Raw genomic sequence first — 26,220 nt, forward strand, 5'->3', positions numbered from 1 at the left:
TCAGTCCTGTTTGTCCTTGATCGCCTTGAGTAAAGCATCGATATCCGCGCGACGACCCTGATCAGCCAGCTCACGCCCTGGCCGCGGTGGGGCTTGCAAGGCTTTGTGTAGGGCTGCGGTAGCCTCCGGGTAGCGTTTTTGCCGATACAGATGATCAGCCCAGAAATAGTTGCTGTCGATACCGCCGGGGTTGATCTGCAGTGCTTTGCGCAGCATCTTGTCGGCCATCTCGGCATCACCGAAACCAATCGGCCAACCGGGCACTTGATCGTACAGCGTGCCCAGGCTGGTATAGGCCGAACCCTGCAGGGCGTTGGGGTCCAGTTTCATGGCCTGCTCCAGGCTAGCCTTCGCGGCCTTGACCTTGCCTAGCGCGCCAAGACCACCGGTGGCCCCCGCCCAGCTGCTGTTGATGATGCCCTCCCAGATCAATGGCTCTGGGGTACCGGGATACTGGTGAACGAAGGCCGTCGCGTCACTCGCCAGCTTTTCGAAGGCGTCAGCACGTTTGTCCTTGGGTAACTGGTACTGGATCTGCGCCCAGCGCTGCTGTAGCTCACTCAGGTGCTGTGTCCCGGTCTGATCCAGTGCCCAGGTGAAGGGTGCGAATGCCAGCAAGCTGGCGATGAGCAGTCGCTTCATTTGATCGACTCCTTGGAGTGGCTGCCGATGTAGCGGCGAATGACAGGCAATTGTTTGCGCAGTGCGCGGTCGACTACACCCGGCAACATGCCGTTAATGCGCACGAAGAGCTTTTCCGGCCAGCCCAGGTAAAGCTCGCTGCGTTCAGACTCCACGGCCTGAAGCACTGCACGAGCGACATCCGCCGGGTCGTCCATGCCGACTTTCAACGCTTGATTCAGCGCTGTCGCAGCACTGCTATTCATCGCGGTGCGGGTCGCGCGGGGCGCTGCATAGAGCACATTCACCGTGGTGTCGGCCAACTCGCGCCGCAGCGCTTCCGAAAAGCCACGCAGGGCGAATTTGCTGGCGCAGTAGGTGGCATAGCCGGGGTAGCCGATCGAGCCATAGGTGGACCCGACATTGACCACCAGCGCCTTGGGCTGGGTGCGCAGCAACGGCAGGCAGCCACGTGTCAGTTGTATCGGCGCCTTCAGATTGATGTCCAGCAGCTCATCGAGCTCGTGCTCGCCCAACTGATCGAGCAAGGCGAAGCGGTTCACCCCGGCAGCGTTGATCAGAACGTTGACATTGCCCATCTCGCGGGCTCGACCAACCACTTGCTCGCGCCCTGCCTGGCTGCGCAGGTCAGCTTCTTGCCAACGCAAACGGTCCGGATACCGATTCATCAGGCCAGCCAGCTTGCCCATGTGCCGGCTGACCGCCAGCACCTGGGCACCGGCAGCGCACAATTGCCCGGCAAGCTCCAGACCAATACCCCCACTGGCGCCGGTGAGGACCACCACGGATTCAGGCAAGCGCATGACGCACCTCGTGCTGCGCGGCGCGCGGCAAGCCCTGGAACATCTCGGCGTACAAGCGGTAGACGACCTTTGCAGCGTGGATCACAGCCTGCTGGTCGCCCTCGTCATCGAGGCGGTCCATCAACTGCTTGTAGGTCACCATGTGGTCCTGGTCGAGCGCACCATGGGAGCTGAGGTAGCTGAACGCCTGGCCAGGCAAGCCCAACGTGCTCTGGATGGTGGCCGCCGCCTGCGTGGCCAGGGCGATGCTGGTGCCTTCCAGTACGTTGACCATGCCGAACAGCCCGACAGGGTTACCGCGTGCAATCAGGTCGTAGAGGTAGGCGACCATCAGCTCGATTGGTAGCGCTGGCCGACCATCACGCACGGCTTCCCAGTTGCCGCCGCAGGCGTTGATGTCGTTGAGGATCCACTGTTCGTGGCCGTATTCCTCATCGATGTATTCGCACACGGCACCGCGCAGCCATTCCAGGCGCGACGGCAAACGCGCGCCACAGGCCATCATCAGCGGCACGGTATGGCGGACATGGTGGTAGGCCTGGGTCAGGAAGGCGACGTAGCTGTCCAGGCTGACCTGGCCGGCCAACGCGTCCCGGATTACGGGCACTGCGAACAACGCCTGACGCTCCTCGGCAGTTTGTGTTTGCAAAGCATCGAAAAATGACATGGTGAACCTCACTACGCGATGTCGGATAACAGGGTGTGGTAACGCTGCAGGATCGCCTCGCGCCGTGGGCGGCCGTTGGCAGTCAGGGTTTCATCAATGGGGCTTAGCGGGGCCGGCAAACGGCGCCAGGCATGCACATGGGCGTAATCGGGCAGTTGCGCGTTGCAGTGCCGTACGGCCTGCTCGATAGCCTCGTCGCTGGCAACGGGGTCCAGTGGCCAGAGCAGCGCCAGGTTGTGCGGCAAGGCTTCGCCATGCACGAATGCCTGTGCAATCACGCCGCCCTGAGTCAGCTCCGACTCAACCCACTCCGGGTTGACGTTACGACCGAAGCTGGTGATGAACTGGTGCTTACTGCGCCCGTCAAGGTACAGATAGCCCTCTTCGTCGAGGTGACCGAGGTCGCCCGTCGCCCACCATTCGCCGGTGACCGGCGCCTCTTCCAGGTAACCCAGCAAGGTCGAGCCAGCCACCAGCACCTCGCCGTCGTCAGCAATGCGCACCTGCACATGGGGCAAGGGCTTACCGACGCTGCCAGGGCGAACGGCCCCCGGTCGGTTCAGCGCAACCACCGAGGCGCATTCGGACAAGCCATAGCCTTCGAATACTGGCAAGCCCACTGCATCGGCCCGAGCCAGCAGGTGGGGTGATACCCGGGCGCCGCCCACGGCCACGAATCGCAGTGGGCCAACCCCCATGAGCCTGCGCTCGATAGCGGTGACCAGCCCCATCAGCAGTTGCGGCACGAGGATCAGACTTTGTGCACCGCTTAGGGCAATCGCAGCGAGCAAGCGCTTGAAATCCACCTGGCTTGCGCCGCCCATGCCCAACTGTTGCTGCGGGTAGAGCTGGACGCAGGCGCCGGCCATGAGCGCGGCATATACGCCGAGGTTCTCCAGCAATACACCCAGTGGCAGTACTGCCAGGTATTGCTGAGGCTCGGTTGGTCGGCTTGCAGCTTCCAGCTCCCGCGCTACCCGCAGCATGGCCTCGGCGCCCAGGCATACGCCCTTGGGGCTCCCGGTACTACCGGAGGTGTAGGTGATTTTTGCGGTGCCCGCCGGCAATTCAGGCGCGACGACGCCATCACGCGTCAGAAAGCCTTCTGCCGGCCTTTGGGTAAACCCTTGCTCAAGGAGAAGGGCGGTCCACTGCGTCTCGCACAGCACGCTCGTGGCACCACTCTGCTGCAGGCAGTGCCGGAACTGAGCCGGGCTGAAGAACGGCGGTACGATCACACAAGTGCGCTCGGCGAAAAGAGCCGCCAAGTCCCAGAAAAGCAGCTCAGGCCCGTTATCCAGCACCATGACGAACGTGCCCGCTGGCCTGGTCAGCAAGCGGGCTACACGGAATTCGACCTCGTCAAGCAATTGCCGGTAGGTGAAACACTGCCCCAGGCCCCGAACAGCTACAGAATCGGGTTTTTGCTGGGCATGCTGGAGCAACAACGCGTGAAAGAGATGCAGTTCATGCGGCATGACCGGTCTCCTGGGCCAGCTTGGGAAACCCAAGGCGTTGGAACACCCCCGCCCGGGTCAGGGCATCGAAGCCATGGCCGATGTTGCCGGCGAACACCTGTGGTCGTTGGTCGTAGTACGTTCCCCACTGATTAGACTGCCCCTGCAAGCGCTCAGGATCAGCCGCAGCCAGTACGGTAGGCATCAAGCCCAGCCGTTGAAAGCTGTTGATCAGTGTCGCAGCGCCGGTGAATGCCACCCACTCCAGGCCACGCGAAGCCAACAACCAAGTCACGGCAATGATCATGATTCGGGCGCTGCCAGCGCTGAGTGAGGCCAGGTTGCCCACTTCGACCATGCCTGTACGGTCCAGGGCAACACCGGCGACCTGCGAAACAGCGACCTCCAAAGGGGCGTCCAGATACCGCTCGAGAAACAGAGCCCCGTCGCAGGCTGGTCGCATGCCGGCCGCTGCGATCAGGCGTCCGTGGCTGTCATGCAATGCCAGCAGCTCTGGCAAGTAGTGCTGCACATCCGCTTGGTGCACGGTGGCAAAGCACTGGTGGATGAAGTGCTCCAGATCCTCGCGTGAAGCGCCCCCTGCCAGATGAAGCGACAATTGCGCGTGGTGGTCGGCGTGACTGCCTATAGGAAGCGGGAGCAGGCTGCTCCATTCAGATTCGCTCATAAAACTCCCCCGATTGGGTTCGACGGAGAGAATTATCAGGCGCGAATCTGAAGGGAATCTGAAGTCAGACAGCACAAAGCGTCTGAGATCCGGATTAGTCGCAGGAGATCGAGCACTCGGTCACTGCACCCGCTGCGTGTTCAACTTGATGACAGTGAAAGCCCGATGCAGGCACCAGCGCGCTTTGGCCAAATGGATCCCGTCAGTCTATGCCAGGCCCCCCACTGCGTCTTGAGCAGTTATCTTGAACCTCATCTCTGAGGCGATGGTCATCAGCAAGAGGGCGAGTGATATCGTCTCGGCGCCCTCATCAAATATTGAAACGTTCTCAAGCTATGGTGAACTCAAGCCCAATCCAACATTGATGGAGTCAGGAAATGGATTATTCCAGCATGGTTGAATCGTTGGACAAGATGCTCAAAGACGCGGCTACAGCACAATCAGGCTTGCAGGCATCAGGTGCCGGCTGTCATCGATGGATTCGCTGCCATTCGTCCGCGACTTCGCCCATCGTTGAGGGTGCCCCGGTTTTGATCCATGCCATAAAGGTACGGTCGAACTTGAATGACGCGCCACATTCACTGAGCAGAAACTGACGAACCTTCTGCGTGTTGCGGTAATGCTTGTCCAGCGGGGTGGCTCTGGTGATCGGGCCGGCGTGCCAGTCGAAGCTCATGGTCTGTTCCTTGACTGTTGAGAAAGCAAAAAGCCCGTAGAGGATCATCTACGGGCGTTGTGGTTGAGGCTATCAACCTTCGAACTGGATCACCATACGCCCTTTGATCTTGCCTTCCAGCATCTCGTCGAAGATCTGGTTGATATCCTCGATTGGCCGCAAAGTCACCTTGGGCACCACTTTGCCTTCAGCCGCAAACTGGAAAGCTTCCTGCAGATCCTGGCGTGTCCCGACTAGCGAGCCCACCACTTCGATGCCGTCCAGCACCAGGCGGGGAATGTTCAGGTCCATGGATTCCGACGGAAGCCCGACGGCAACCAGTCGCCCGCCAGCGCGCAGGGCGTCTACGGCCGAGTTGAACGCGCCTTTGGCGACGGCAGTCACCACGGCGGCGTGGGCGCCACCGGTCTTGGCCTGGATAACCTTTGCGGTGTCTTCGTTGAGCGGGTTGACCACCAAGTCTGCGCCCATTTCGCTGGCGAAGCGCAGCTGCTGCTCATTGACGTCGATGGCAATCACTTTGGCGTTGAAGACGTTCTTGGCATATTGCAGGGCCAGGTTGCCCAGCCCGCCGAGGCCGTAGATGGCAATCCATTGGCCTGGGCGGATGTTGGAAATTTTCACTGCCTTGTAGGTCGTGACGCCGGCGCAGGTGATGCTGCTGGCGGCAGCGGAATCGAGGCCGTCGGGTACTTTGACCGAGTAGTCGGCCTTGACGATGCAGGCTTCGGCCATGCCACCATCCACGGTGTACCCGGAGTTCTTCACCTCGCGGCACAGGGTTTCGTTGCCGCTGTTGCAATACTCGCAATGCCCGCAACCCTGGTAAAACCAGGCAACACTGGCACGGTCGCCCGGCTTGAGCGAGGTGACGCCCGGCCCGACTTCCTGAACCACGCCGATGCCTTCGTGGCCCAGCACAACGCCGGTCTTGTCACCGAAATCGCCATTTTTCACGTGCAGGTCGGTGTGGCAGACACCGCAGCATTGCATCTTCAGCAGCGCTTCGCCGTGTTCGAGGGGGCGCAGGGTTTTTTCTATCACGTCCACGCGACGGCCTGGTGCAACAACAGCAGCTTTCATAAGAGCCTCCGTGTCTATCCGAGTGAGCTTGGGTTATCGCTGGGTTAGCATAGCCCTTGCCGGGTAGGGCAAAACTGCTTCAGGTCATGCTTCAAGAACACGTCGTAAAAGAAAAGCCCGCGGCAATGATGCGGCGGGCTGCAAAAACGTACGGAGCGGGGCCAGTGTGCCAATCCGGTTGTCAGTATTTCGTGAAGCTCAGGTCATGAGCCTGTCATGCTCCCAAAGCCATAAAAAAGCCCGCCATGAAAGGCGGGCAAAAGACGTTTGAAGGGAGAGACTGCAGGCTGCGCGTGGCCGGTTAACCCAGGATTAAGCGGCAACACATTGACCTCGGAACCTGATACGCCTATACAGGCCTGCCATCACCCCAGGAGCCAGCATGCACGACGAAGACGACCTGCACGAACCCGAGCACGATCACCTGCTTGACCATGAATTTTTCTACGACGACATGGAGCCCGAGGCGGATGCCCAAGGCGCCGAGGATGAAGTGGAAGAAGACGAGGAAACGCTGGATGACCTCGATGACGAGGAGCGTGATCACCCAGCCTGGTTCGATGACTGCGAAGACGACTGACTCAGCGCCCGTCCACCGAAAAACGCCCTGGGCCGCTCACGGCCAGCAACAGCAGGCCGCCCATGATGCTCATGTTTTTCAGAAACTGGGTCATGTTGGCGCTGCGTTCGGGGTCGACCATGTTCCAGAACGGGTGGCCCAGCAGCGCCGTGCCCAGCACGAACAGCGCGAACAGAAACGCCAGCGGACGGGTGTAGAAGCCCAGGATCAGCAGGATGGCGACGACAAACTCCATGATTACGGCAATTGCAGCCGCCAGCATGGGGGCAGGGGCGCCTAACGACGTCATGTAGCCAACCGTGCCATCAAAGCCGGTGAGCTTGGCCCAGCCAGACAAGACGAACAGGATCATCAGCAGTACGCGGGCGATCAGGATAATGATGTCGCGTTGGCCATCGAACAGGGAGTAGCGCATGGTGGCGTTCCAGTGGACGGGGACACGTTCCACTCTAGCAGCTGCGCAAGACATTGCTGGCAGGCAGCAAAAAGGCGCCGCAAGGGCGCCTTTTCAACGAAGTTTGGTGCGAGTGGCGGGACTCGAACCCGCAAGGCTCACGCCGACAGATTTTAAGTCTGCTGTGTATACCAATTCCACCACACTCGCACGCTTGAAAGGGCCGCAACGACCAGCTCGCTTCTAAGCAGAAGGGCTTTGCAATCAAGCGCGCTTTATAACCCATTGTTATAGTTGAGTCAACTGCAGCACCTATGATCAACAGAATGAAGGGTCGAACCACTGGATAATTGACACCTTGCTGTCATTACGCCACTGTTGCCCCCTTTATTGGATCCAAGAGTATGCGGCGATGGCTCAGTCCGACGCTAGCGAGCGTGTCGTGCGCCCACGGCTGCTCTGGCGGCTGCTGTTTGCGCTGGTGATCGTGTTGGGGGCGTTTCTTTACCTCAGCCTGATCAGCCTGGGTGGCTACCTGTTGATGCTCGGTTTCGATGCCGAGCACCCACAGCCGCAGCGGTGGATGGCTCTGGCTGGCGGCGGGGGGATCATGCTGGTTGGCCTGTGGCTGCTGAAAGTTGCCATGCCGCGCCGTATCAGCCCTGCGTTGGTCGAGCCTGAACGCTGACCATTGGTAGCCACAGGGGGCCGTTGGCGGTTACCCTCGGCTAAGCTCACATCGTCCCTCCTGCTGTGCCAGTGGAGTTTTCATGGTTTCAGCTGACTGTCTCGATCACCCCGCCATACCTGCCCAGCGCTATGAACAGCTGGTGCAGTCGGTGGTGGATTACGCCATCTATATGCTCGACCCGACCGGCCATGTGGTGTCGTGGAATGCCGGCGCGCAACGGATCAAGGGCTACCGCGCCGATGAAGTGATCGGCCAGCATTTCTCGCTATTCTTCACCCCCCAGGATTGTGCCGACGGCCGCCCCGAGCGCTTGCTGCGCCAGGCGCTGGAGCAGGGTGTGGCGCAGGATGAGGGCTGGCGGGTGCGCAAGGATGGCACACAGTTCTGGGCGCTGGCGGCGCTGGACGTGATCCGCGATGACCAGGGCCAGATCATCGGCCTGGCCAAGGTCACGCGAGACATCACCGACCGTCGCGAGTCGGCGGCGCAACTGGACGCCGTGCGCGCCCAGCTGTTCCAGGCGCAGAAGCTGGAAGCCTTGGGCCAATTGACCGGGGGGCTGGCGCATGACTTCAACAACATGCTGACCATCATCATCAGCTCGGCGCGCCTGGCGCTGGCCAGTCAGGACCCGGCGCGTATCCAGCGCATGCTGCAGCACATTCTCGATGCGGGGCAGCGGGGCACCGAACTGACCCAGCAACTGCTCAGCTTTGCCCGTCACCGCCGCCTCGATGTGGCGTGCGTCGCACCGCAAGACCTTGTCGCTGCCACCCGTGGCCTGTTGGAGCACGCACTGCCCAGCTCGATTGAACTGCAGGTGCAGTTGCAAGCGGGCTTGCCGTTGATCGAAGTGGATGCCGGGCAGTTGCAGATGGTGCTGCTGAACCTGCTGTTCAATGCCCGCGATGCCATCGCCGGGGAGGGCCGGATAGGCCTGACGGCCGAGGTGGTCGAGTTGGTTGGCGAGGTGGAAGGGCTGCAAGGCAGCTTCGTGCGCTTTGTGGTGGAAGACAGCGGCGAAGGGATTGCACCAGAAGTATTGCCGCGCATCTTCGAGCCATTCTTCACCACCAAGCCGTTCGGCAAGGGCACTGGCCTGGGCCTTAGCCAGGTGTATGGTTTCGCCAGGCAGAGCGGTGGCGCCATTTGTGTCGCCAGTGAGCTCGGCCAGGGAACTTCCATGCAGCTTTACTTGCCAACGTATCAGGACAAGACCAACAGCCCACTCGACAGGTAAGCATCATGGCGCAGGCACTCAGGCGGTTGGTGACAGGTATCGAAGGGCTCGATGCGCTGCTGAAGGGCGGCCTGGTAGCCGGCGCCTCCTATATCATTCAAGGCCCGCCGGGTGCCGGCAAGACCATCCTGGCCAATCAGTTGGCCTGCGGGCACGTGCGTACGGGCGGCCGGGTGCTGGTCGCCACCTTGCTGAGCGAGTCGCATGAACGGCTGTTCCAGTACCTGTCCACCCTGGACTTTTTCGACCCGACGCTGGTCGGCGACCAGATCCAGTTCGTCAGTGCCTTCGACACCCTTGAGCAGGAAGGGCTGGATGCCGTGGTGCGGCTGCTGCGCCAGGAAATCGCCCGGCAGCAGGCCAGCCTGTTGATTGTCGATGGCGTGCTCAATGCCCGGGTGCGCGCCGAAACCGCGCTGGATACCAAGAAGTTTGTCTCCGAGCTGCAGGGCCATGCGGCCTTTGCCGGCTGCACCGTGCTGCTGCTTACCAGCGCACGGCTGGACGAGGGCAGCCCGGAGCACACCATGGTCGACGGGGTGATCGAGCTGGGTGAGCAACTGGTGGGCAGCCGCGCCGTGCGCCATATCCAGTTGCGCAAGACCCGCGGCAGTGGGGCGTTGTCGGGGCGCCACGAATGCCTTATCGATGAAAGCGGCATGCACGTCTACCCGCGCCTGGAGGCGTTGTTCAGCCACCCCAGCCAGATGGGCAGCGCCACCCCGGCGCGCATCGGCAGCGGTGTGCCATCCCTCGATGAGATGCTCGATGGCGGCTTGGCCATGGGTTCGGTCAGTCTGTTGATCGGGCCGTCGGGTATCGGCAAGACTTCACTGGGGCTGGCCTTTCTTGGCGCCAGCACCAAGCAGGCACCGGGGTTGCACTTCGGCTTTTACGAAACGCCCGACCGCCTGCGCAACAAGGCCGCATCGCTGGGTTACGACTTTGCAGCCATGGAGCAGGAGGGTAGCCTGCAGCTGTGCTGGCAACCGACTACCGAGGGGCTGCTGGACCAGATCGGTGCGCGCCTGCTTGAGCGTGTGGAGGCCCATGGCAGCAAACGCGTATTGATTGACAGCCTCGGGGCGTTCAGTCGCCTCGCTGTCGACCCGACGCGGCTCAATGCGTTTTTCCGTGCCATCGCTGGCGAGCTGCGTGCGCGTGATGTGAGCGTGATGCTGACCTGGGAAATGCGCGACATCTTCGGCTCCGAGATCAGCGCCCCGGCCCCGGACCTGTCGAGCATTGTCGACAACCTGATGCTGATGCGCTTCGTCGAGCTGGATTCGCAACTACGGCGCATGCTGTCGATCCTCAAAGTGCGTGACAGTCACCACGACCCTGCCTTGCACGAGCTGCTGATCGGGCCGCAGGGCATTACCCTGCGCAGGGCATTCGAAGGTGCCTGCGGTGTGCTCTCGGGTACGCCGACACCACAGGGGAGTGGGTGACGGATGAGCCAATGAACACCATCCTGATCGTAGATGACGAATACCTGATTGCCGATATCCTCGGTTTTGCGCTGGAGGACGAAGGCTATCTGGTGGAAAAGGCGAGCAACGGCAGCAAGGCGCTGGAGGCGTTGAGGGAGAAACGCGTTGAGCTGGTGATCACCGACTACATGATGCCGCTGCTCAACGGTGAGGAACTGGTACGTGCCATGCGCGAAGACCCGACGCTGTGCGAGTTGCCGGTCATTCTGATGAGCGGCGCGCAGGCCAGCCAAGGATGCCCGGCCCTGTTCGCCGCAATATTCGACAAGCCGTTCGACATGGACGAGATGATCGCCAAGGTGCGTCAGCTACTGGGCACCTGAGGCTGGCGGTCGAGCGCGTCCTTGCACGCTGGAGAGGGTAGGCTCAGTGTGAGTCGTCGTGCTTTTCCGGGGCTGGGCTACCGGCCTGGATGCGTTTGAAAATTTCTTCGCGATGGACCTGGACATCTTTCGGTGCATCGATCCCGATCCTCACCTGCATCCCTTTGACGCCCAGAATGGTGACTTTGATGTCATCGTTGATGACGATGCTTTCGCCAACCTTGCGGGTGAGTATCAGCATGTAGTTCTCCTTGGTGATGTAAAAAACCGCTGGGCCAGTTGCCGCGGCGGTGGGAGCGTGTCCCTCTTCCTTCTCATTAAAGACGCTTTCGGCGGATAGTAATTCCCCGACAGACAAATTCTGTTGCGTATCTTCAGTTGCAGGTGCCGAAACAAACCGCCAGCGGTTTGTCGGCCAAGGTGCTCGATGGCAAGAATAGGGGGCTTGGCGGCCAATGGGAAATTTCTTCGCATCATCGCCTGAATAGACAGGCTTAATGGCCATCCTGTTCCTCAAGTGCCTGAAGAAATAGCAACAAGGCCACTTCTTCAGGGTCCAGGCCCTTGCGCATACGGCGCTTCGGCAAGTTGCCCAGCCGCCCCAGGGCATAGTGTTCAAGTACGGCCGGGTGAATGTAGCAGCGCCTGCAGACCGCGGGCGTGTTGCCCAGCCGTGTAGCCACCTGGCGGACGATGGCAGCGACCTGGCGCTTTGCCTCGGTCTCGGGCTCCCAGGCCAAGGGCCTGAGCAGGTTCAGGGCCAGGCTGCTGCCGGCCCAGGTGCGGTAGTCCTTGGCAGTGAAGTCGGCGCCGGTCAGCTCCTGCAGGAACTGGTTGACCTCGCTGGAGCCGATGCTGTGGCGCTGGCCGTTTTCATCCAGGTACTGGAACAGCGCTTGGCCGGGCAGTTCCATGCAGCGTTTGAGCAGGTTGGCCAGGCGCCGGTCGGTGAGGGTGACGTCGTGCTCGACACCCCGCTTGCCGCGGAACTGGAAACGGATACTGCTGCCCTTGACCTGAACATGGCGGTTGCGCAGGGTGGTCAGCCCGTAGGACTGGTTGTCGCGCAGGTAGCGCTGGTTGCCGATGCGGATCAAGGTGTGGTCCAGCAGGCTCACGACCAATGCCATGACCTTTTCCCGGTCCAGGCCTGGCCGTGCCAGGTGGGTTTCCAGTTGCGCGCGCAGTTTTGGCAAAGCCTCGGCGAAGGCCAGCATGCGCCCGTACTTGTGCTGGTCGCGCAGTTCGCGCCACTGCGTGTGGTAGCGGTACTGCTTGCGGCCACGGGCATCGCGACCGGTTGCCTGCAAATGGCCCTGCGGGTCGGTGCAGATCCACACATCTGTGTAGGCAGGCGGAATCACCAGCGCGGCTATGCGCGCAAGGGTGGCGCTGTCGCGCACCCGCTGGCCATCGGCATCCAGGTAAATGAAGCGGTCGCGCCAGCGTCGCCGGGTCAGGCCCGGCTGGCTGTCGTCAACGTAGTGCAAGCTGCGCGGCAGGGGGCAGTCGAGCATGGCGGGCAGGCCTCGATCAGGTCATTGATCAATGGACAACACCCGCGCGCAGGATGCTCAGCCCAGTAACGCCACCGACTTTATCTGGGCGAACAGCAGTTGGCCCGGGTGCAGGCCGAGCTGGTGTGCCGAAAAGCGCGTGATGCGCGCGAGCAAGGCATTGCCGGCGGCATCCAGGCTGACCAGCACATGGGCAGGGTTATCGGCCGGGCGGCTTTCGCGCACCTGCACCGGCAAGCGGTTGAGGATGCTCGATGTGCTGTCGGCCGCCAGCGCCAGGCTGACGTCACGGGCCTGCACCTTGACGCGCAAGGTGCTGCCCATCACGTGGGCCGGGTGGGCGATGCGCAGCACCGGCCCTGAGCCGCCGGGCAGGCGCAGGTCGAGCAGGTCGTAGTGCGGGTCGTGGCCGACCACCAGGCCTTCGAACACCACGCCAGCGTCCTCGCCCTGGGCCAGCGACAGGTCGAGGCGGGCCAGGGTTTCGCCAATCGGGCCGCTGGCGACCACCAGGCCTTGCTCCAGCAACACCAGGTGGTCGGTCAGCCGCGCCACTTCATCCTGGGCGTGGCTGACATACACCAGCGGAATGTCCAGTTCATCGTGCAGGCGCTCAAGGTAAGGCAGGATCTCACGCTTGCGCGGCCCGTCGAGGGCCGCCAGCGGCTCGTCCATCAACAGCAGGCGTGGGCTGCTGAGCAGGGCACGGGCAATGCCCACCCGCTGCGCCTCGCCGCCAGACAACGTCGCGGGGCGGCGTTCCAGCAAGTGGCCGATGCCCAGCAACTGGCAGGCGTGGTCCAGGCTCACCTTGCGTTCAGCCGCCGCCACCCGGCGCCAGCCGAATTCCAGATTGCCGCGCACCGACAGGTGCGGGAACAGGCTGGCCTCCTGGAACACGTAGCCCACTGGCCGCAGGTGCGGGGCCAGGAAGTGGCCGCGGCCGCTGTCTTCCCAGACTTCGCCGTTAACCTCGATGTAGGCGCTGGCGGCCCGTTCCAGACCGGCCAGGCAGCGAAGGCAGCTGGTCTTGCCGGAGCCCGAGTGGCCGAACAGCGCGCTGATGCCGCGCCCGGGCAGGTGCAGGTCAACGTCCAGGGTAAAGTCGTCGCGCGCCAGGTTCAGGCGCGCCACTATCGATGCGGTCATTTCAGCTCCAGCCAGCTTTGCCGCGGCGTCCGGCGTACAGCAGGAGCAGCACCAGGAAGGAAAACACCAGCATGGCACCGGCCAGCCAGTGGGCTTGCGAATACTCCATGGCCTCGACGTGATCGAAGATTTGCACCGAGACCACGCGGGTCTTGTCGGGGATGTTGCCACCGATCATCAGCACCACGCCAAACTCGCCCACGGTATGGGCGAAGCCGAGGATGCTGGCGGTGACGAAACCGGGGCGGGCCAGCGGCAGCACCACATGAACGAAAGTGTCCCATGGGCTGGCGCGCAAAGTGGCGGCGACTTCCAGCGGGCGCTGGCCGATCGCGCCAAATGCATTCTGCAGCGGCTGCACCACGAATGGCATGGAATACACCGTCGAACCGATCACCAGGCCCGTGAAGCTGAACACCACGCTGCCCAGGCCCAGCGCCTGGGTAGCCTGGCCGAGCCAGCCGTGCGGCCCGAGGGCGATCAGCAGGTAAAAGCCGATCACCGTGGGTGGCAATACCAGCGGCAGAGCCACCACCGCACCCACCGGCCCGCGTAGCCATGAGCGCGTACGCGCCAGCCACCAGGCGATGGGGGTGCCGATAACCAGCAGGATCAGGGTGGTCAGGCTGGCCAGTTTGACGGTCAGCCAGATTGCACCCAGGTCACTGGCGTCCAGTGGCATCAGAGTTCATAGCCGTAGGACTTGATCACCGCAGCGGCTTTCGGGCCTTTGAGGTATTCGACCAGCGCTTTGGCGGCCGCATTGTCCTTGCCTTTGTTCAGGATCACCGCGTCCTGGCGGATTGGGTCGTGCAGGTTGGACGGCACGATCCAGGCGGAGCCGTTGGTTACCTTGCCGTCCTTGTAGATCTGCGACAGGGCGACGAAGCCCAGTTCGGCATTGCCGGTGGAGACGAACTGGAAGGCCTGGGTGATGTTCTGGCCTTCGACGATCTTGCCTTTGGTGGCTTCGGTGAGCTTCAGCTTGTCCAGCACCTGGGTGGCGGCCAGGCCGTAAGGTGCCGCTTTCGGGTTGGCGATGGACAGGTGTTTGTAATCGTTTTTCTTCAGTACGTCACCCTTGGCATCTACGTAGCCTTCCTTTGCCGACCACAGGGCCAGGGTGCCGATGGCGTAGGTGAAGCGCGACCCAGGGACGATTTCCTTTTCTTCTTCAAGCTTCTTCGGGGTGCTGTCGTCAGCGGCGAGGAACACTTCGAACGGTGCGCCGTTCTTGATCTGTGCGTAGAACTGCCCAGTGGCGCCGTAGGCTGCGACCAGTTTGTGGCCGGTGTCTTTTTCAAAGTCTTTTGCGATGGCCTGGATCGGGGCTGTGAAGTTGGCTGCGACCGCGACCTGAACCTCATCGGCCCAGGCAGTGTTGAAGGCGAACAGGGTGGCCAGGGCGGTGATGGCCAGGTGGGATGGGCGGATACGCATGCAGACAGCTCCTTGGGGTTATCGTTATGTGCTGAACTATATAGCGATAGGCCATTTGCCGGGAAGGGGCTGGGTGATGCATTTGCAGGCTCGGCCTCTTCGCAGCACAAGGCTGCTCCTACAGGAGCAGCCTTGTGCTGCGAAGAGGCCGAACCTGTATATGAAGATGCCTAACGATTAACCAGGGCCAGTGCCTTTTCGGCAATATCCCGGGTCAGCTCCCCCGCAGGCACGTGCCGCCCCAGCCGCAACGCCTGCCCCGACCACAGGTTACTGAAGTCACTGTTACCTTGTGGATCGGTGATCGCCCGCAATGGCATCAATGCTCCACCCGCCAGAGGGAAGCGCGGTGCCAGGTCGCTCATCGGCCCCAGCTCGCGCATGATGCGGTTGTTGATGCCGCGCGCCGGGCGGCCGGTAAAAAGGTTGGTCAACGCCGTGTCGCTCGCGGGCGCGCTGTCCAGCGCCAGGCGATGCGCCGACGAAACCTTGGCCTCGGGGCAGAACAGGTAAGCCGTGCCGATCTGCACTGCCGAAGCGCCCAGTGCCAGCGCCGCCACCAGGCCACGGTGGTCGCCGATACCGCCTGCGGCAATCACCGGCACGCTGACCGCGTCCACCACCTGCGGCACAAGGGCGAAGGTGCCGATCTGGCTGGTAATGTCGTCGCTGAGGAACATGCCCCGATGGCCGCCGGCTTCATACCCCATGGCGATGATCGCGTCACAGCCATTGCGTTCCAGCCAGACCGCTTCTTCTACCGTAGTGGCGCTGGACAGTACCTTGGCACCACTGGCCTTCACCCGTTGCAGCAGGTCAGCCTTGGGCAGGCCGAAGTGGAAGCTCACCACCTCCGGGCGCAGTTGCTCGATCAGCTTGCAGCTTTGTTCGTCGAACGGCGCACGATTGGACACTGGCGTGGGGGCCGTGAAATCAGCACCCGTTTCGTTGTAATAAGGCTTAAGGGCCTGCTTCCAGCGGGCATCGCGCTCGGCATCGGGCGCTGGCGGCTGGTGGCAGAAGAAGTTCAGGTTCAGCGGGCGGCCCGGGCAAGCGTTTCGAAAGGCTGCGATCTCGCCCCGTACTTGTTCGCCTGTGAGCATGGCGCAGGGCAGGGCGCCAAGCCCTCCGGCGTTGGCCACGGCGACGGCCATCGCCGACCCGCTGGCGCCGGCCATGGGCGCCTGGAGGATGGGCAACTCGATGCCCAGCAGATCGAGGATACGACGGTCGGGCCAGTTGCTCATGCAGTTCTCCTTGGCGCGCAGCCTTACAGTGCCTTGCTCACCTGAATGTCGCTGATCTTGTCGGCGTCGTCGCCGTGGATCTTGCGCAGGGCATCGAGTGCCTGTTCCTGCGACGCGTCGGGCATGACGGCGAAATCCCAGCGGCGCTGGCCGTCGAGCTTGTATTTGATGACGTACTTGATGTTCTGGGTCATGGCAGTCTTATCTGAGTTTCGACGACGAGCGACGGATGATCTTGATCTTGTGGCTCAAGGTGGGCTTGCGCGTAACCGAGATCGGGCGGGTGGTCACGGTGTCGATGGTGATGTTCCAGAAGCCGGTGCTGGGTACCGTGATCTTGGCCGGGAAGTCAACGAACTGGCCGCCATGGTAGGTGTGACGGCCGCCGTTCTTGAAGCTGCGGAAATTGGCGTCGTTCATCAGGCGGATGTTGCAGCGCTGGGAGCATTCGATAACGACGATGTCGTCCTCGTTGAGGTGCTCGCGCTGGTGTACGAATTTCATGTGATGCTCCGCAAGGTTTGGATCTGTAAAGGCAAAAGATACCACGATGTGCCGTTACACTGGCGCGCTCGATGGCCAGGCCCCGATAAATCTGCCAATGCAGGGAGCAAAACCGCCTGGCTGCGGTCGAACAGGATTCTTGAAGGCTGAGGTGCTCTAAATGAAGTGGATGGTGGCGGTGGTGTCTGTGGCGGCGCTGGGCGGTTGTGTCAGCGTTTCGGAGCTGGAGCAATCGCACGAAACGCTGGATGTGATTTCTGGCAAGACCCCGCGTGAATATGCCGACTGCATCAAGCAGAAGCTGGCCGACACGCGCGATCCGCTGGTGGAAGAGCCGCGTGGTGACGGCCTGCGCCTGATCGTGCCGCAGAAGATCAGCTCGGGGGTAGGGCCGGCGGCACTGGTGGACATCGACAAGCGAGGCAGCGGCAGCAGCATCAAGCTGCGTGAGCGGCTGAACAACTTCCCCCTGCGCCTGGGCGATGTCCGCACCGCGGCCACCCAATGCATCTCCGGGCATTGATCTGAGGCAACGGACCTTCCTGTCTTTGCTTATATGTTTTAAGCCTAAACATATAACAAAAGAAAGGGAGATTCGTGATGACACCGTTGAGACGCGTCGTGATCGGCAGCCTGCTGATCCTGGCCTGGCCCATGGCGCATGCCGCCGATGGCCAGAAAGTCTTCACCCAGGGTGGGGCAAACCCCGCTGCCATGGCTTGCCTCGGGTGCCATGGCCCCGACGGCAAGGGCATTGCCGCCGCCGGCTTTCCGCGCTTGGCCGGGCTACCGGCTGGTTACCTCAGCAAGCAACTGCATGACTGGCGCAATGGCAGCCGCAAGCAGCCGGTGATGGAACCGCTCGCCAAGGCCTTGAGCGAAGATGAAATCAAGGCGGTGAGTGCCTACCTGGCCAGCTTGCCGGCAGACCCCGCCGGCAACCTGTGGCGCCAGCAGATTGCCGATGACCCGACCACCCGCATGGCCCTGTACGGCGACTGGAACCGGCAGATACCGGGCTGCGTGCAATGCCATGGCCCTGGCGGCGGCGGGGTTGGCGAACACTTCCCGCCTTTGGCCGGCCAGCCTGCCAGTTACCTGGTGGCGCAGCTCAATGCCTGGCGCGAGGGCAGCCGCAGCAATGACCCCAACCAGCTGATGGTCGGCGTGGCCAAGGCCATGACCGATGACGAGATCAAGGCTGTCGCCGAGTTCTTCGCCCGCTCCGCCAGCCAGGAGGTCACGCCATGAAACCCTTGATTCCAGCCTTTTTACTGGTGGCCATGAGCAGCGTCCAGGCCGCCCCGATCGCCATGGAAGACCAGTCGCAGCTGAAGGTACCCGGCGTGCAGGCCGCGCCGCAGTTTGTGCCGCCCGCCGAAAGCGAGTTGCCCGACAATGCCTTTGGCAAGATGGTGCGTGAGGGCCATGCCCTGTTCGTCGATACCCGCCGGCTGATGCCCGAGGCCGTAGGCAACGGCATGAATTGCAGTAACTGCCACCTCGACCAGGGGCGCCTGGCGCATTCCGCGCCGATGTGGGGCGCGTACCCGATGTACCCCGCGTACCGCAAGAAGAACGACAAGGTGAATACCTACGCAGAGCGCATCCAGGGGTGCTTCCAGTTCAGCATGAACGGCAAGCCACCTGCCGCCGATAGCCCGCAGATGACGGCACTGGCGACCTATGCGTACTGGCTGTCGACCAAGGCGCCCACTGGCGTCGAGATTGCCGGGCGTGGTTACCCGGAGGTGCCGCAGCCCGAGGGCGGCTATGACTTCAAGCGGGGCCAGCAGGTGTACGACGAGCAATGCGCGATTTGCCATGGCGACAACGGCCAAGGGCAGAAGGTGGCCGGTGATTACGTGATGCCGCCGCTGTGGGGCAAGGACTCCTACAACTGGGGCGCTGGCATGCACCGCATCAACACGGCGGCGTCGTTCATCAAGTACAACATGCCGCTGGGCAAGCCGGGCAGCCTCAGTGATCAGCAGGCCTGGGACGTTGCCGCATGGGTCAACCGCCATGAACGGCCGCAGGACCCGCGACTGGTGGAGGGCTCCATCGAGAAGACGCGGGTGAAGTTCCATGCCAATGACGGCGTGAACCTGTATGGTCAGAAGGTAGATGGGGTGCTGATCGGGCAGGGCACCGGTAGCTGATGCAGCGCCTGTGCCGGCCTCTTCGCGGGTGAACCCGCTCCCACAGCTCTGTGCAGAGCTCAAGCCTGATGCGGTACCTGTGGGAGCGGGTTTACCCGCGAAAGGGCCGGTACAGCCACCCTGATTTTGCTGTCATCCGCCCGTCATGTATGACGGTAATATTTACGATCCCCCGGAACTATCTACACTGGGTTATCTCTATGATGGCATCGGTCGCTATCAGGGGCATTGTAAGGTAAGTGCCGCCTGATTAGACTGCGCCGAATTCCACAGGCCTAGCCTTTGTTAAGGACGTATATGATCAAAAAATGCTTGTTCCCGGCGGCCGGCTACGGCACTCGCTTCCTGCCCGCTACCAAAGCCATGCCCAAGGAAATGCTGCCGGTGGTCAACAAGCCACTGATCCAGTATGGCGTTGAAGAAGCATTGGACGCCGGTCTGAACGAAATCTCCATCGTGACCGGTCGCGGCAAGCGCGCCCTGGAAGACCACTTCGACATCAGCTACGAGCTGGAAAACCAGATCAAGGGCACCGACAAGGAAAAATACCTGGTGGGTATCCGTCGCCTGCTCGACGAGTGCTCGTTCTCCTACACCCGCCAGACCGAAATGAAAGGCCTGGGCCACGCGATTCTCACCGGCCGCCCGCTGATTGGCGACGAGCCGTTTGCAGTGGTGCTGGCGGACGACCTGTGCGTCAACCTTGACGGTGACGGTGTGCTGGCGCAGATGGTCAAGCTGTTCAAGCAATACCGCTGCTCGATCGTCGCGATCCAGGAAGTCGACCCGCAGGAAACCAACAAATATGGCGTCATCGCCGGCGAAGAGATCCGTGACGGTATCTTCCGTGTGGACTCGATGGTCGAGAAGCCCAAGCCTGAAGATGCGCCGTCGAACCTGGCCATCATCGGCCGCTACATCCTGACCCCGGATATCTTCGAGAAGATCGAGCAGACCGAGCCGGGCAAGGGTGGCGAGATCCAGATCACCGACGCGCTGATGAAGCAAGCGGCCGAAGGTAACGTGATTGCCTACAAGTTCAAGGGCAAGCGTTTCGACTGCGGTGGTGCCGAAGGCTACATCGAGGCGACCAACTTCTGCTTCGAGAACTTCTACAAGGCTGGCAAGGCTTACTGATTGGCCCAGCTGGTACGAGAGCCACCCTTCGGGGTGGCTTTTTTGTTTGCGGCGGCCAACGGCGTTATGCTGGGCGCCTGCCGAGGAGAGTGAATACATGGCCTACGATTTTGATCTGTTCGTGATTGGTGCCGGGTCCGGCGGTGTGCGCGCAGCGCGCTTTGCCGCGGGCTTTGGCGCGAAAGTGGCGGTGGCCGAAAGCCGCTACCTGGGGGGGACCTGCGTCAACGTCGGCTGTGTGCCGAAAAAGCTGCTGGTGTACGGCGCGCATGTCGCGGACGAACTGGAACAAGCCGCAGGTTTCGGCTGGACCCTGGAAGAAGGGCACTTCGACTGGGGCACCCTGATTGCCAACAAGAACCGCGAGATCGAGCGCCTCAACGGCATCTACCGCAACCTGCTGGTCAACAGTGGCGTCACCCTGCTGCAAGGCCACGCACGCCTGACCGGCGCCAATGAAGTGGAGGTGGAAGGCCAGCGCTACACCGCGGAGCACATCCTCATCGCGACCGGTGGCTGGCCGCAGATCCCGGACATCCCGGGCAAGGAACTGGCGATCACCTCCAACGAAGCCTTCTACCTCAAGGACCTGCCTCGCCGGGTGCTGGTAGTGGGTGGAGGTTATATCGCCGTCGAGTTCGCTGGCATCTTCCAGGGCCTGGGGGCCGACACCACGCTGCTGTACCGTGGCGACCTGTTCCTGCGCGGCTTCGATGGCTCGGTGCGCACACACCTGAAGGAAGAGCTGGAAAAGCGCGGCCTCGACCTGCAGTTCAATGCCGATATCCAGCGTATCGACAAGCTTGAAGATGGCAGCCTCAAGGCCACCCTCAAGGATGGCCGCGAGCTGGTTGCAGACTGTGTGTTCTACGCCACAGGGCGGCGCCCGATGCTGGACAACCTGGGCCTGGAAAACACCGGCGTCGAGCTGGATGCGCGTGGTTACATTCGTGTCGACGAGCAGTACCAGACGACTGCGCCTTCGATCCTGGCCATTGGCGATGTGATCGGCCGTGTGCAGCTTACCCCGGTGGCCCTGGCCGAAGGCATGGCCGTGGCGCGGCGCCTGTTCAAGCCGGAGCAGTACCGCCCGGTGGACTACCAGAACATCCCGACGGCGGTGTTCAGCCAGCCGCCTATCGGTACTGTTGGCCTCACCGAGGAGCAGGCGCTGGAGGCCGGGCACAAGGTGCAGGTGTTCGAAAGCCGCTTCCGCGCCATGAAGCTGACCCTGACCGACATTCAGGAAAAGACCCTGATGAAATTGGTGGTGGATGCCGAGACTGACAAGGTGCTGGGTTGCCACATGGTTGGCCCTGACGCTGGCGAGATCATCCAGGGCCTGGGCATTGCCTTGAAAGCCGGTGCGACCAAGCAGCAATTCGACGAGACCATCGGCGTGCACCCGACGGCGGCCGAAGAGTTCGTGACCATGCGTACAGTCACCCGCTGACGCTCTTTTCTGTCCCAGGATTCAGCGCGGGTGTACAGATAGCTGGGGCCGCTATGCGGCCCTTTCGCGACGCAAGGCCGCTCACACAAAAAGCGCTCCTCGTGCAGCTACTGCGTTCGCAATCCTTTGCTCAGCCCATTCCCTTCTATTAATTAACCCGGGTTATAGCCAAAACCAATCACAAGCATGAGCTTTGCCAATGAGCCTTCAGCGGGATGATTAGTTAGGATTCTATCCATCAACTGATTCCAACCCCATGAAGGAGCGTCTCTCATGCCAATCATCAACAGCCAAGTCAAACCGTTCAACGCCACCGCCTACCACAAGGGCGAGTTCGTCCAGGTCAGCGAAGCCGACCTGAAAGGCAAGTGGTCTGTCGTGTTCTTCTACCCGGCTGACTTCACCTTCGTCTGCCCGACCGAGCTGGGCGACCTTGCCGACAACTACGCCGAGTTCCAGAAACTGGGTGTGGAAATCTACGGCGTGTCCACCGACACCCACTTCACCCACAAAGCCTGGCACGACACCTCGGACACCATCGGCAAGATCCAGTACCCACTGATCGGTGACCCGACCCACGTCATTTCGCGCAACTTCGACGTGCTGATCGAAGAAGCCGGCCTGGCCGATCGCGGTACCTTCGTGATCAACCCGGAAGGCCAGATCAAGATCGTCGAACTGAACGACGGTGGTGTAGGCCGCGATGCTGCCGAACTGCTGCGTAAAGTGAAGGCTGCCCAGTACGTTGCCGCCCACCCAGGCGAAGTGTGCCCGGCCAAGTGGAAAGAAGGCGAAGCCACTCTGGCGCCATCGCTGGACCTGGTAGGCAAGATCTAAGGTCATGCCCATAACGCGGGCGGTAAGCAGCCGCCAAAGCTGAAATACCTACCGCCCCGTCAAACGCCCGGGCGACATCGCCTGGGCGTTTTTGTATCCGAGTTTTGAAAAAAGGAATCGCCCGTATGTTGGACGCCACGCTTAAATCGCAACTGAAAACCTACCTGGAGCGGGTCACCCAGCCGATCGAGATCGTAGCCTCCCTCGACGACGGCGCGAAGTCCCGCGAATTGCACGACCTGCTGGTGGAAATTGCCGGTTTGTCGAACCTCATTACCTTCAGCGCGGACGGTACCGATGCCCGTCGCCCGTCGTTCTCGCTGAACCGCCCGGGTAGCGATATCAGCCTGCGCTTCGCCGGCATACCCATGGGCCACGAATTCACTTCGCTGGTGCTGGCGCTGCTGCAAGTCGGCGGCCACCCGTCCAAGGCCAGTGCCGAAGTGATCGAGCAGATCCAGGCGCTGGAAGGCGAGTTCACCTTCGAAACCTACTTCTCGCTGTCGTGCCAGAACTGCCCGGACGTGGTCCAGGCGCTGAACCTGATGGCAGTGCTCAACCCTAATGTGCGCCATGTGGCCATCGACGGTGCGCTGTTCCAGGACGAAGTGGAATCGCGCAAGATCATGGCGGTGCCAAGCGTCTACCTGAACGGCGAAGTGTTCGGCCAGGGCCGCATGGGCCTGGAAGAAATCCTCGGCAAGATCGACACCAGTGCCGGTGCTCGCCAGGCCGAGAAGATCAACGCCAAGGACGCTTTCGATGTACTGGTGGTCGGTGGTGGCCCGGCCGGCGCGGCAGCGGCCATCTACGCCGCACGTAAAGGCATCCGCACCGGTGTTGCTGCCGAGCGCTTCGGCGGCCAGGTGCTCGATACCCTGGCCATCGAAAACTTCATCTCGGTGCAGGAAACCGAAGGGCCGAAACTGGCCACGGCACTGGAAGAACACGTCAAGCAATACGACGTGGACATCATGAACCTGCAGCGCGGCGAAGCGCTGATTCCGGCCACCGATGGCGGCCTGCATGAAGTACGCCTGGCCGGCGGTGCCTCGCTCAAGGCCAAGACCGTGATCCTGGCCACCGGCGCCCGCTGGCGCGAAATGAACGTGCCGGGCGAGCAGGAATACCGCGGCCGTGGCGTGGCTTACTGCCCGCACTGTGACGGCCCGCTGTTCAAAGGCAAGCGCGTGGCGGTGATCGGCGGCGGCAACTCGGGCGTGGAAGCGGCCATCGACCTGGCCGGCATCGTCGCCCAGGTGACGCTGATCGAATTCGACAGCCAGCTGCGTGCCGATGCAGTGTTGCAACGCAAGCTGCACAGCCTGCCGAACGTGAAAGTGATCACCAGCGCGCTGACCACCGAAGTGCTGGGCAATGGTGAGAAAGTGACCGGCCTGCGCTACAAGGATCGCACTACGGATGAAACGCACGACGTGGCGCTGGAAGGCATCTTCGTACAGATCGGCCTGCTGCCGAACACTGATTGGCTGAAGGGCACCGTCGAGCTGTCGCCGCGTGGCGAGATCATCGTCGATGCCAAGGGCCAGACCAGCATCCCGGGCGTGTTTGCCGCCGGTGACGTGACTACCGTGCCGTACAAGCAGATCGTGATTGCTGTGGGTGAAGGGGCCAAGGCTTCGCTGGCAGCCTTCGATCACCTGATCCGTACTTCGGCTCCGGCATAAGCCTGCGCTGACCCTGTCGCCGGCAAGCCAGCACCCACAGGTGATCACAGAATTCGAAACTCTGGTGTACCTGTGGGAGCTGGCTTGCCGGCGATAGGGCCTTTGAAGGCTGAGGGTGTCTATGATTAGTGCAGATCCCCTCAGGAATCACACCCATGACCCTGATCAGCCGCGAACCCTGGTGGTTAGTCCCCCCAAAGCCCGGTCAGCAAGAGCAGGACCTGCACTGGGGCTACCTGGAAATCTACGCCGACGGCCGCACCGTGTTCGTCGACCAGCGCCCCAGTGACCGGGAGCTGGCCGAACGCAAGAGCTGCCGAAACTTCCCCGACCGCGAGCCGTAAAGGCTCAGCCTTCCAGCTCGGCCAGGCGCGCCTCCAGCGCCGCGATGCGGGCTTCAAGGGCTTCGATGCGGTCTTCCGAGACACTGCCGCCACTGCTGCGCGCGCCACCTTCCTGCTGGCGTGCAGCGAGGATTACTTCGATTTCAGCCGGGTCGCCCAGGGCGTGGGTGTAGCGGTCTTCGCGCTGGCCGGCCTGGCGTGGCAGGTGCAATGCCAGACCGCGCGAGATCAGTCGCTCCAGTTGGTGCTGGATCTGCTCGGTGTCGTCGAAGTCGTGCAGGCGGTTGCTGCGGGTAAGCAGTTCGTTGAGGGTTTGCGGGCCACGCAGGAACATCAGGCCCATCAGTATCAGCTGCGCTGGCACCAGCTCCAGCGCCTTGTCCACCCTTTGTTCCCAGCGGTCGGCACGGCTGCCCATCTGCAGGCGGGTCATGTCTTGCCCTTCAAGGGCGCGCAAGGCCTGGCCGACCTGGCCTTGGGTCAGGTTCATCACCGGCTCGCGGCTGGTCTTCTGGTTGCAGGCCAGGAGCAGGGCATTGAGGGTGAGCGGGTAGCTTTCCGGGCTGGTGGCCTGCTTTTCGATCAGCGAACCGAGAATGCGGATCTCAACGCTGTTGAAGCGGCCTTCACCTGCGGTTTCGTGTTCTGACATGGCCCTGTCTCATTACTGGGGAAAGGCCACTAGCCTAGGTAATGCGCCTGGCTTAAGCAATCACTGGCATCATTGCTTGCCTGCAAGGGGCCGCACAGCGGCCCCTTGGCCTTCAAGCGCTACGCCGCTCTTCGGCTTGGCAAGCCGCCGCTGTGAACAGCACATCGGTCGACGAATTCAGCGCCGTCTCGGCCGAGTCCTGCAACACACCAATAATGAAGCCCACCGCCACCACCTGCATGGCAATTTCGCTGGGGACGCCGAACAGGCTGCACGCCAGTGGAATCAGCAGCAGCGAGCCCCCGGCCACGCCTGAAGCACCGCAGGCGCACACCGCCGCCACCACGCTGAGCAGCACCGCCGTTGGCAGGTCCACCGGGATACCCAGGGTATGCACCGCAGCCAGGGTCAGCACGGTGATGGTGATGGCCGCGCCGGCCATGTTGATGGTTGCGCCCAGCGGGATCGACACCGAATAGGTGTCTTCATGCAGGCCAAGGCGCTCCGACAGTGCCAGGTTGACCGGGATGTTGGCCGCCGAGCTGCGGGTGAAGAACGCGGTAATGCCGCTTTCGCGCAGGCACAGCAGGGTCAGTGGGTAGGGGTTGCGGCGGATTTTCCAGAACACGATCAGCGGGTTCATCACCAGCGCCACGAACAGCATGCAGCCGATCAGCACAGCCAGCAGGTGCAGGTAGCCGAGCAGCGCGTCGAGGCCAGACTGGGCAAGCGTGGAGCTGACCAAGCCAAAAATGCCCAGCGGGGCGAAGCGGATGACCACGCGCACGATCAGGGTCACGCCATTGGACAAGTCATCGACCACGGTACGCGTGGTTTCGCCCGCATTGCGCAGGGCCACGCCCAAGCCGATGGCCCAGGTCAGCACGCCGATGAAGTTGGCGTTGAGCAGGGCGTTGACCGGGTTGTCGACCGCGCTCAGCAGCAGGTTCTGCATCACCTCGGTGATGCCGCCTGGCGCGCTCAACGTTGCCTCGCCAGTGCTCAGCACCAGATTGGACGGGAACAGCATGCTGGCAACTACAGCCACCACCGCTGCGGCGAAGGTGCCCAGCAGGTACAGCCAGAGGATCGGGCGGATGTGGGTTTCCTGGCCGTGGCGGTGGTTGGCGATGGACGCCATGACCAGGACGAACACCAGTACGGGCGCCACGGCTTTCAGGGCGCTGACGAACACCTTGCCCAGAAAGGCCATGTCGCGGGCGATGGCCGGCGCGAGCAGGGCAAGGGCGATGCCGGCGAGCAGGCCGATGACGATCTGCGTCACCAGGCTGGTGCGGTTGAGGAGGCGGAGAAGGGGGGTCATGTGCAGCGGTATCTCGAAATCTGGAAAGG

General features: G+C 62.1%; 31 protein-coding genes and 1 tRNA gene. 13 read left to right on the forward strand and 19 right to left on the reverse strand.

Going from position 1 to position 26,220, the window contains the following annotated elements; all coding sequences use genetic code 11:
- From PP4_RS09335 to adhP, 7 genes are all read right to left on the reverse strand, one after another.
- Nucleotides 1-642, reverse strand: coding sequence for a hypothetical protein (locus PP4_RS09335; RefSeq protein ID WP_016498942.1), 642 nt, complete (start codon nucleotides 640-642; stop codon nucleotides 1-3).
- A complete protein-coding gene (locus PP4_RS09340; protein ID WP_016498943.1) occupies nucleotides 639-1,445 on the reverse strand; it encodes an SDR family oxidoreductase in 807 nt (268 codons plus the stop codon). The genes PP4_RS09335 and PP4_RS09340 overlap by 4 nt, the downstream gene beginning before the upstream one ends.
- A complete protein-coding gene (locus PP4_RS09345) occupies nucleotides 1,432-2,112 on the reverse strand; it encodes a TenA family transcriptional regulator (protein WP_016498944.1) in 681 nt (226 codons plus the stop codon). Before PP4_RS09345 ends, PP4_RS09340 begins: the two co-directional genes overlap by 14 nt.
- A gap of 11 nt (nucleotides 2,113-2,123) precedes the next feature.
- Nucleotides 2,124-3,590: an AMP-binding protein gene (locus PP4_RS09350; RefSeq protein WP_016498945.1), complete on the reverse strand. Its 1,467-nt coding sequence runs from the start codon at nucleotides 3,588-3,590 to the stop codon at nucleotides 2,124-2,126.
- The gene (locus PP4_RS09355) at nucleotides 3,580-4,257 is read right to left on the reverse strand and encodes a thermostable hemolysin (RefSeq protein WP_016498946.1); all 678 of its coding nucleotides are present in this window, start codon (nucleotides 4,255-4,257) and stop codon (nucleotides 3,580-3,582) included. The genes PP4_RS09350 and PP4_RS09355 overlap by 11 nt, the downstream gene beginning before the upstream one ends.
- A 469-nt stretch (nucleotides 4,258-4,726) precedes the next feature.
- Nucleotides 4,727-4,933: a DUF6434 domain-containing protein gene (locus tag PP4_RS09360; RefSeq protein WP_016498947.1), complete on the reverse strand. Its 207-nt coding sequence runs from the start codon at nucleotides 4,931-4,933 to the stop codon at nucleotides 4,727-4,729.
- A 72-nt stretch (nucleotides 4,934-5,005) separates the two neighbouring features.
- Nucleotides 5,006-6,016 carry an alcohol dehydrogenase AdhP gene (gene adhP, locus PP4_RS09365; RefSeq protein WP_016498948.1) on the reverse strand — a complete coding sequence of 337 codons (1,011 nt, stop codon included), beginning with the start codon at nucleotides 6,014-6,016 and terminating at the stop codon, nucleotides 5,006-5,008.
- Nucleotides 6,017-6,398: 382 nt separating this feature from the next.
- Here adhP and PP4_RS09370 point away from each other — a divergent pair, with 382 nt between their 5' ends.
- Nucleotides 6,399-6,596, forward strand: coding sequence for a hypothetical protein (locus PP4_RS09370; RefSeq protein ID WP_016498949.1), 198 nt, complete (start codon nucleotides 6,399-6,401; stop codon nucleotides 6,594-6,596).
- Nucleotide 6,597: 1 nt separating this feature from the next.
- On the opposite strand, the gene PP4_RS09375 is transcribed toward PP4_RS09370, so the two are convergent.
- Nucleotides 6,598-7,011: a DoxX family protein gene (locus PP4_RS09375; protein WP_016498950.1), complete on the reverse strand. Its 414-nt coding sequence runs from the start codon at nucleotides 7,009-7,011 to the stop codon at nucleotides 6,598-6,600.
- A gap of 104 nt (nucleotides 7,012-7,115) precedes the next feature.
- A tRNA-Leu gene (locus tag PP4_RS09380) sits at nucleotides 7,116-7,200 on the reverse strand.
- Nucleotides 7,201-7,402: 202 nt separating this feature from the next.
- Here PP4_RS09380 and PP4_RS09385 point away from each other — a divergent pair.
- The 4 genes from PP4_RS09385 (at nucleotide 7,403) to PP4_RS09400 (ending at nucleotide 10,737) form a co-directional block, all read left to right on the forward strand.
- The gene (locus tag PP4_RS09385; RefSeq protein WP_016498951.1) at nucleotides 7,403-7,678 is read left to right on the forward strand and encodes a hypothetical protein; all 276 of its coding nucleotides are present in this window, start codon (nucleotides 7,403-7,405) and stop codon (nucleotides 7,676-7,678) included.
- An 82-nt stretch (nucleotides 7,679-7,760) separates the two neighbouring features.
- On the forward strand, nucleotides 7,761-8,921 hold the full coding sequence (locus PP4_RS09390) for a two-component system sensor histidine kinase NtrB (protein WP_016498952.1): 1,161 nt from the start codon (nucleotides 7,761-7,763) through the stop codon (nucleotides 8,919-8,921).
- A gap of 5 nt (nucleotides 8,922-8,926) precedes the next feature.
- On the forward strand, nucleotides 8,927-10,372 hold the full coding sequence (locus tag PP4_RS09395) for an ATPase domain-containing protein (RefSeq protein WP_016498953.1): 1,446 nt from the start codon (nucleotides 8,927-8,929) through the stop codon (nucleotides 10,370-10,372).
- 11 nt (nucleotides 10,373-10,383) lie between these two features.
- Entirely contained in the window at nucleotides 10,384-10,737 is a 354-nt protein-coding gene (locus tag PP4_RS09400; RefSeq protein ID WP_016498954.1) for a response regulator, read from the forward strand.
- A gap of 43 nt (nucleotides 10,738-10,780) precedes the next feature.
- Here PP4_RS09400 and csrA read toward each other — a convergent pair whose 3' ends face one another.
- From csrA to PP4_RS09435, 8 genes are all read right to left on the reverse strand, one after another.
- Nucleotides 10,781-10,978, reverse strand: a complete 198-nt coding sequence (gene csrA / locus PP4_RS09405; protein WP_004375914.1) for a carbon storage regulator CsrA — start codon at nucleotides 10,976-10,978, stop codon at nucleotides 10,781-10,783.
- Nucleotides 10,979-11,231: 253 nt separating this feature from the next.
- Entirely contained in the window at nucleotides 11,232-12,254 is a 1,023-nt protein-coding gene (locus PP4_RS09410; protein WP_016498955.1) for a DNA topoisomerase IB, read from the reverse strand.
- A gap of 57 nt (nucleotides 12,255-12,311) precedes the next feature.
- Nucleotides 12,312-13,403: a molybdenum ABC transporter ATP-binding protein gene (modC, locus tag PP4_RS09415; protein ID WP_016498956.1), complete on the reverse strand. Its 1,092-nt coding sequence runs from the start codon at nucleotides 13,401-13,403 to the stop codon at nucleotides 12,312-12,314.
- Nucleotide 13,404: 1 nt separating this feature from the next.
- A complete protein-coding gene (modB, locus tag PP4_RS09420; protein ID WP_016487935.1) occupies nucleotides 13,405-14,085 on the reverse strand; it encodes a molybdate ABC transporter permease subunit in 681 nt (226 codons plus the stop codon).
- Entirely contained in the window at nucleotides 14,085-14,843 is a 759-nt protein-coding gene (gene modA / locus PP4_RS09425; protein ID WP_016498957.1) for a molybdate ABC transporter substrate-binding protein, read from the reverse strand. The genes modB and modA overlap by 1 nt, the downstream gene beginning before the upstream one ends.
- Nucleotides 14,844-15,013: 170 nt before the next feature.
- On the reverse strand, nucleotides 15,014-16,090 hold the full coding sequence (locus tag PP4_RS09430; protein WP_016498958.1) for an NAD(P)H-dependent flavin oxidoreductase: 1,077 nt from the start codon (nucleotides 16,088-16,090) through the stop codon (nucleotides 15,014-15,016).
- A gap of 23 nt (nucleotides 16,091-16,113) precedes the next feature.
- On the reverse strand, nucleotides 16,114-16,284 hold the full coding sequence (locus PP4_RS29340; RefSeq protein WP_016498959.1) for a hypothetical protein: 171 nt from the start codon (nucleotides 16,282-16,284) through the stop codon (nucleotides 16,114-16,116).
- 7 nt (nucleotides 16,285-16,291) lie between these two features.
- Nucleotides 16,292-16,594: a DUF1883 domain-containing protein gene (locus PP4_RS09435; RefSeq protein ID WP_016487931.1), complete on the reverse strand. Its 303-nt coding sequence runs from the start codon at nucleotides 16,592-16,594 to the stop codon at nucleotides 16,292-16,294.
- A 160-nt stretch (nucleotides 16,595-16,754) separates the two neighbouring features.
- Between PP4_RS09435 and PP4_RS09440 the strand changes: the two genes are divergently transcribed.
- From PP4_RS09440 to PP4_RS09475, 8 genes are all read left to right on the forward strand, one after another.
- Entirely contained in the window at nucleotides 16,755-17,117 is a 363-nt protein-coding gene (locus tag PP4_RS09440; RefSeq protein ID WP_016498960.1) for a hypothetical protein, read from the forward strand.
- Nucleotides 17,118-17,194: 77 nt separating this feature from the next.
- The gene (locus PP4_RS09445) at nucleotides 17,195-17,845 is read left to right on the forward strand and encodes a c-type cytochrome (protein ID WP_016498961.1); all 651 of its coding nucleotides are present in this window, start codon (nucleotides 17,195-17,197) and stop codon (nucleotides 17,843-17,845) included.
- Nucleotides 17,842-18,756, forward strand: a complete 915-nt coding sequence (locus tag PP4_RS09450; RefSeq protein ID WP_016498962.1) for a c-type cytochrome — start codon at nucleotides 17,842-17,844, stop codon at nucleotides 18,754-18,756. The genes PP4_RS09445 and PP4_RS09450 overlap by 4 nt, the downstream gene beginning before the upstream one ends.
- Before the next feature lie 297 nt (nucleotides 18,757-19,053).
- Nucleotides 19,054-19,893: a UTP--glucose-1-phosphate uridylyltransferase GalU gene (gene galU, locus PP4_RS09455; protein ID WP_016487927.1), complete on the forward strand. Its 840-nt coding sequence runs from the start codon at nucleotides 19,054-19,056 to the stop codon at nucleotides 19,891-19,893.
- A gap of 97 nt (nucleotides 19,894-19,990) precedes the next feature.
- Complete coding sequence (gorA, locus tag PP4_RS09460; RefSeq protein WP_016498963.1) at nucleotides 19,991-21,346, forward strand: glutathione-disulfide reductase; 1,356 nt, start codon at nucleotides 19,991-19,993, stop codon at nucleotides 21,344-21,346.
- A 273-nt stretch (nucleotides 21,347-21,619) separates the two neighbouring features.
- Nucleotides 21,620-22,183 (forward strand): alkyl hydroperoxide reductase subunit C, encoded by a 564-nt coding sequence (gene ahpC / locus PP4_RS09465; RefSeq protein WP_004375926.1) that lies wholly within the window; start codon nucleotides 21,620-21,622, stop codon nucleotides 22,181-22,183.
- Nucleotides 22,184-22,308: 125 nt separating this feature from the next.
- Nucleotides 22,309-23,871, forward strand: a complete 1,563-nt coding sequence (ahpF, locus tag PP4_RS09470) for an alkyl hydroperoxide reductase subunit F (RefSeq protein WP_016498964.1) — start codon at nucleotides 22,309-22,311, stop codon at nucleotides 23,869-23,871.
- 155 nt (nucleotides 23,872-24,026) lie between these two features.
- Entirely contained in the window at nucleotides 24,027-24,215 is a 189-nt protein-coding gene (locus PP4_RS09475) for a hypothetical protein (protein ID WP_016498965.1), read from the forward strand.
- Nucleotides 24,216-24,219: 4 nt separating this feature from the next.
- Here the strand turns inward: PP4_RS09475 and PP4_RS09480 are convergent, their stop codons facing one another.
- Together PP4_RS09480 and sstT are read right to left on the reverse strand one after the other, a co-directional pair.
- The gene (locus PP4_RS09480) at nucleotides 24,220-24,867 is read right to left on the reverse strand and encodes a YceH family protein (protein ID WP_016498966.1); all 648 of its coding nucleotides are present in this window, start codon (nucleotides 24,865-24,867) and stop codon (nucleotides 24,220-24,222) included.
- Between the two features lie 112 nt (nucleotides 24,868-24,979).
- Nucleotides 24,980-26,191: a serine/threonine transporter SstT gene (sstT, locus tag PP4_RS09485; protein WP_016498967.1), complete on the reverse strand. Its 1,212-nt coding sequence runs from the start codon at nucleotides 26,189-26,191 to the stop codon at nucleotides 24,980-24,982.
- Between the last annotated feature and the right edge of the window lie 29 nt (nucleotides 26,192-26,220).

Source organism: Pseudomonas putida NBRC 14164, assembly GCF_000412675.1.
Taxonomy (GTDB): Bacteria; Pseudomonadota; Gammaproteobacteria; order Pseudomonadales; family Pseudomonadaceae; genus Aquipseudomonas; species Aquipseudomonas putida.

What these genes read in the sequence shown, in the direction of transcription:
- PP4_RS09335 (WP_016498942.1), bottom strand. Translation starts at nt 642, where the DNA reads ATGAAGCGACTGCTCATCGCCAGCTTGCTGGCATTCGCACCCTTCACC.
- PP4_RS09340 (WP_016498943.1), bottom strand. Translation starts at nt 1,445, where the DNA reads ATGCGCTTGCCTGAATCCGTGGTGGTCCTCACCGGCGCCAGTGGGGGT.
- PP4_RS09345 (WP_016498944.1), bottom strand. Translation starts at nt 2,112, where the DNA reads ATGTCATTTTTCGATGCTTTGCAAACACAAACTGCCGAGGAGCGTCAG.
- PP4_RS09350 (WP_016498945.1), bottom strand. Translation starts at nt 3,590, where the DNA reads ATGCCGCATGAACTGCATCTCTTTCACGCGTTGTTGCTCCAGCATGCC.
- PP4_RS09355 (WP_016498946.1), bottom strand. Translation starts at nt 4,257, where the DNA reads ATGAGCGAATCTGAATGGAGCAGCCTGCTCCCGCTTCCTATAGGCAGT.
- PP4_RS09360 (WP_016498947.1), bottom strand. Translation starts at nt 4,933, where the DNA reads ATGAGCTTCGACTGGCACGCCGGCCCGATCACCAGAGCCACCCCGCTG.
- adhP (WP_016498948.1), bottom strand. Translation starts at nt 6,016, where the DNA reads ATGAAAGCTGCTGTTGTTGCACCAGGCCGTCGCGTGGACGTGATAGAA.
- PP4_RS09370 (WP_016498949.1), top strand. Translation starts at nt 6,399, where the DNA reads ATGCACGACGAAGACGACCTGCACGAACCCGAGCACGATCACCTGCTT.
- PP4_RS09375 (WP_016498950.1), bottom strand. Translation starts at nt 7,011, where the DNA reads ATGCGCTACTCCCTGTTCGATGGCCAACGCGACATCATTATCCTGATC.
- PP4_RS09385 (WP_016498951.1), top strand. Translation starts at nt 7,403, where the DNA reads ATGGCTCAGTCCGACGCTAGCGAGCGTGTCGTGCGCCCACGGCTGCTC.
- PP4_RS09390 (WP_016498952.1), top strand. Translation starts at nt 7,761, where the DNA reads ATGGTTTCAGCTGACTGTCTCGATCACCCCGCCATACCTGCCCAGCGC.
- PP4_RS09395 (WP_016498953.1), top strand. Translation starts at nt 8,927, where the DNA reads ATGGCGCAGGCACTCAGGCGGTTGGTGACAGGTATCGAAGGGCTCGAT.
- PP4_RS09400 (WP_016498954.1), top strand. Translation starts at nt 10,384, where the DNA reads ATGAACACCATCCTGATCGTAGATGACGAATACCTGATTGCCGATATC.
- csrA (WP_004375914.1), bottom strand. Translation starts at nt 10,978, where the DNA reads ATGCTGATACTCACCCGCAAGGTTGGCGAAAGCATCGTCATCAACGAT.
- PP4_RS09410 (WP_016498955.1), bottom strand. Translation starts at nt 12,254, where the DNA reads ATGCTCGACTGCCCCCTGCCGCGCAGCTTGCACTACGTTGACGACAGC.
- modC (WP_016498956.1), bottom strand. Translation starts at nt 13,403, where the DNA reads ATGACCGCATCGATAGTGGCGCGCCTGAACCTGGCGCGCGACGACTTT.
- modB (WP_016487935.1), bottom strand. Translation starts at nt 14,085, where the DNA reads ATGCCACTGGACGCCAGTGACCTGGGTGCAATCTGGCTGACCGTCAAA.
- modA (WP_016498957.1), bottom strand. Translation starts at nt 14,843, where the DNA reads ATGCGTATCCGCCCATCCCACCTGGCCATCACCGCCCTGGCCACCCTG.
- PP4_RS09430 (WP_016498958.1), bottom strand. Translation starts at nt 16,090, where the DNA reads ATGAGCAACTGGCCCGACCGTCGTATCCTCGATCTGCTGGGCATCGAG.
- PP4_RS29340 (WP_016498959.1), bottom strand. Translation starts at nt 16,284, where the DNA reads ATGACCCAGAACATCAAGTACGTCATCAAATACAAGCTCGACGGCCAG.
- PP4_RS09435 (WP_016487931.1), bottom strand. Translation starts at nt 16,594, where the DNA reads ATGAAATTCGTACACCAGCGCGAGCACCTCAACGAGGACGACATCGTC.
- PP4_RS09440 (WP_016498960.1), top strand. Translation starts at nt 16,755, where the DNA reads ATGAAGTGGATGGTGGCGGTGGTGTCTGTGGCGGCGCTGGGCGGTTGT.
- PP4_RS09445 (WP_016498961.1), top strand. Translation starts at nt 17,195, where the DNA reads ATGACACCGTTGAGACGCGTCGTGATCGGCAGCCTGCTGATCCTGGCC.
- PP4_RS09450 (WP_016498962.1), top strand. Translation starts at nt 17,842, where the DNA reads ATGAAACCCTTGATTCCAGCCTTTTTACTGGTGGCCATGAGCAGCGTC.
- galU (WP_016487927.1), top strand. Translation starts at nt 19,054, where the DNA reads ATGATCAAAAAATGCTTGTTCCCGGCGGCCGGCTACGGCACTCGCTTC.
- gorA (WP_016498963.1), top strand. Translation starts at nt 19,991, where the DNA reads ATGGCCTACGATTTTGATCTGTTCGTGATTGGTGCCGGGTCCGGCGGT.
- ahpC (WP_004375926.1), top strand. Translation starts at nt 21,620, where the DNA reads ATGCCAATCATCAACAGCCAAGTCAAACCGTTCAACGCCACCGCCTAC.
- ahpF (WP_016498964.1), top strand. Translation starts at nt 22,309, where the DNA reads ATGTTGGACGCCACGCTTAAATCGCAACTGAAAACCTACCTGGAGCGG.
- PP4_RS09475 (WP_016498965.1), top strand. Translation starts at nt 24,027, where the DNA reads ATGACCCTGATCAGCCGCGAACCCTGGTGGTTAGTCCCCCCAAAGCCC.
- PP4_RS09480 (WP_016498966.1), bottom strand. Translation starts at nt 24,867, where the DNA reads ATGTCAGAACACGAAACCGCAGGTGAAGGCCGCTTCAACAGCGTTGAG.
- sstT (WP_016498967.1), bottom strand. Translation starts at nt 26,191, where the DNA reads ATGACCCCCCTTCTCCGCCTCCTCAACCGCACCAGCCTGGTGACGCAG.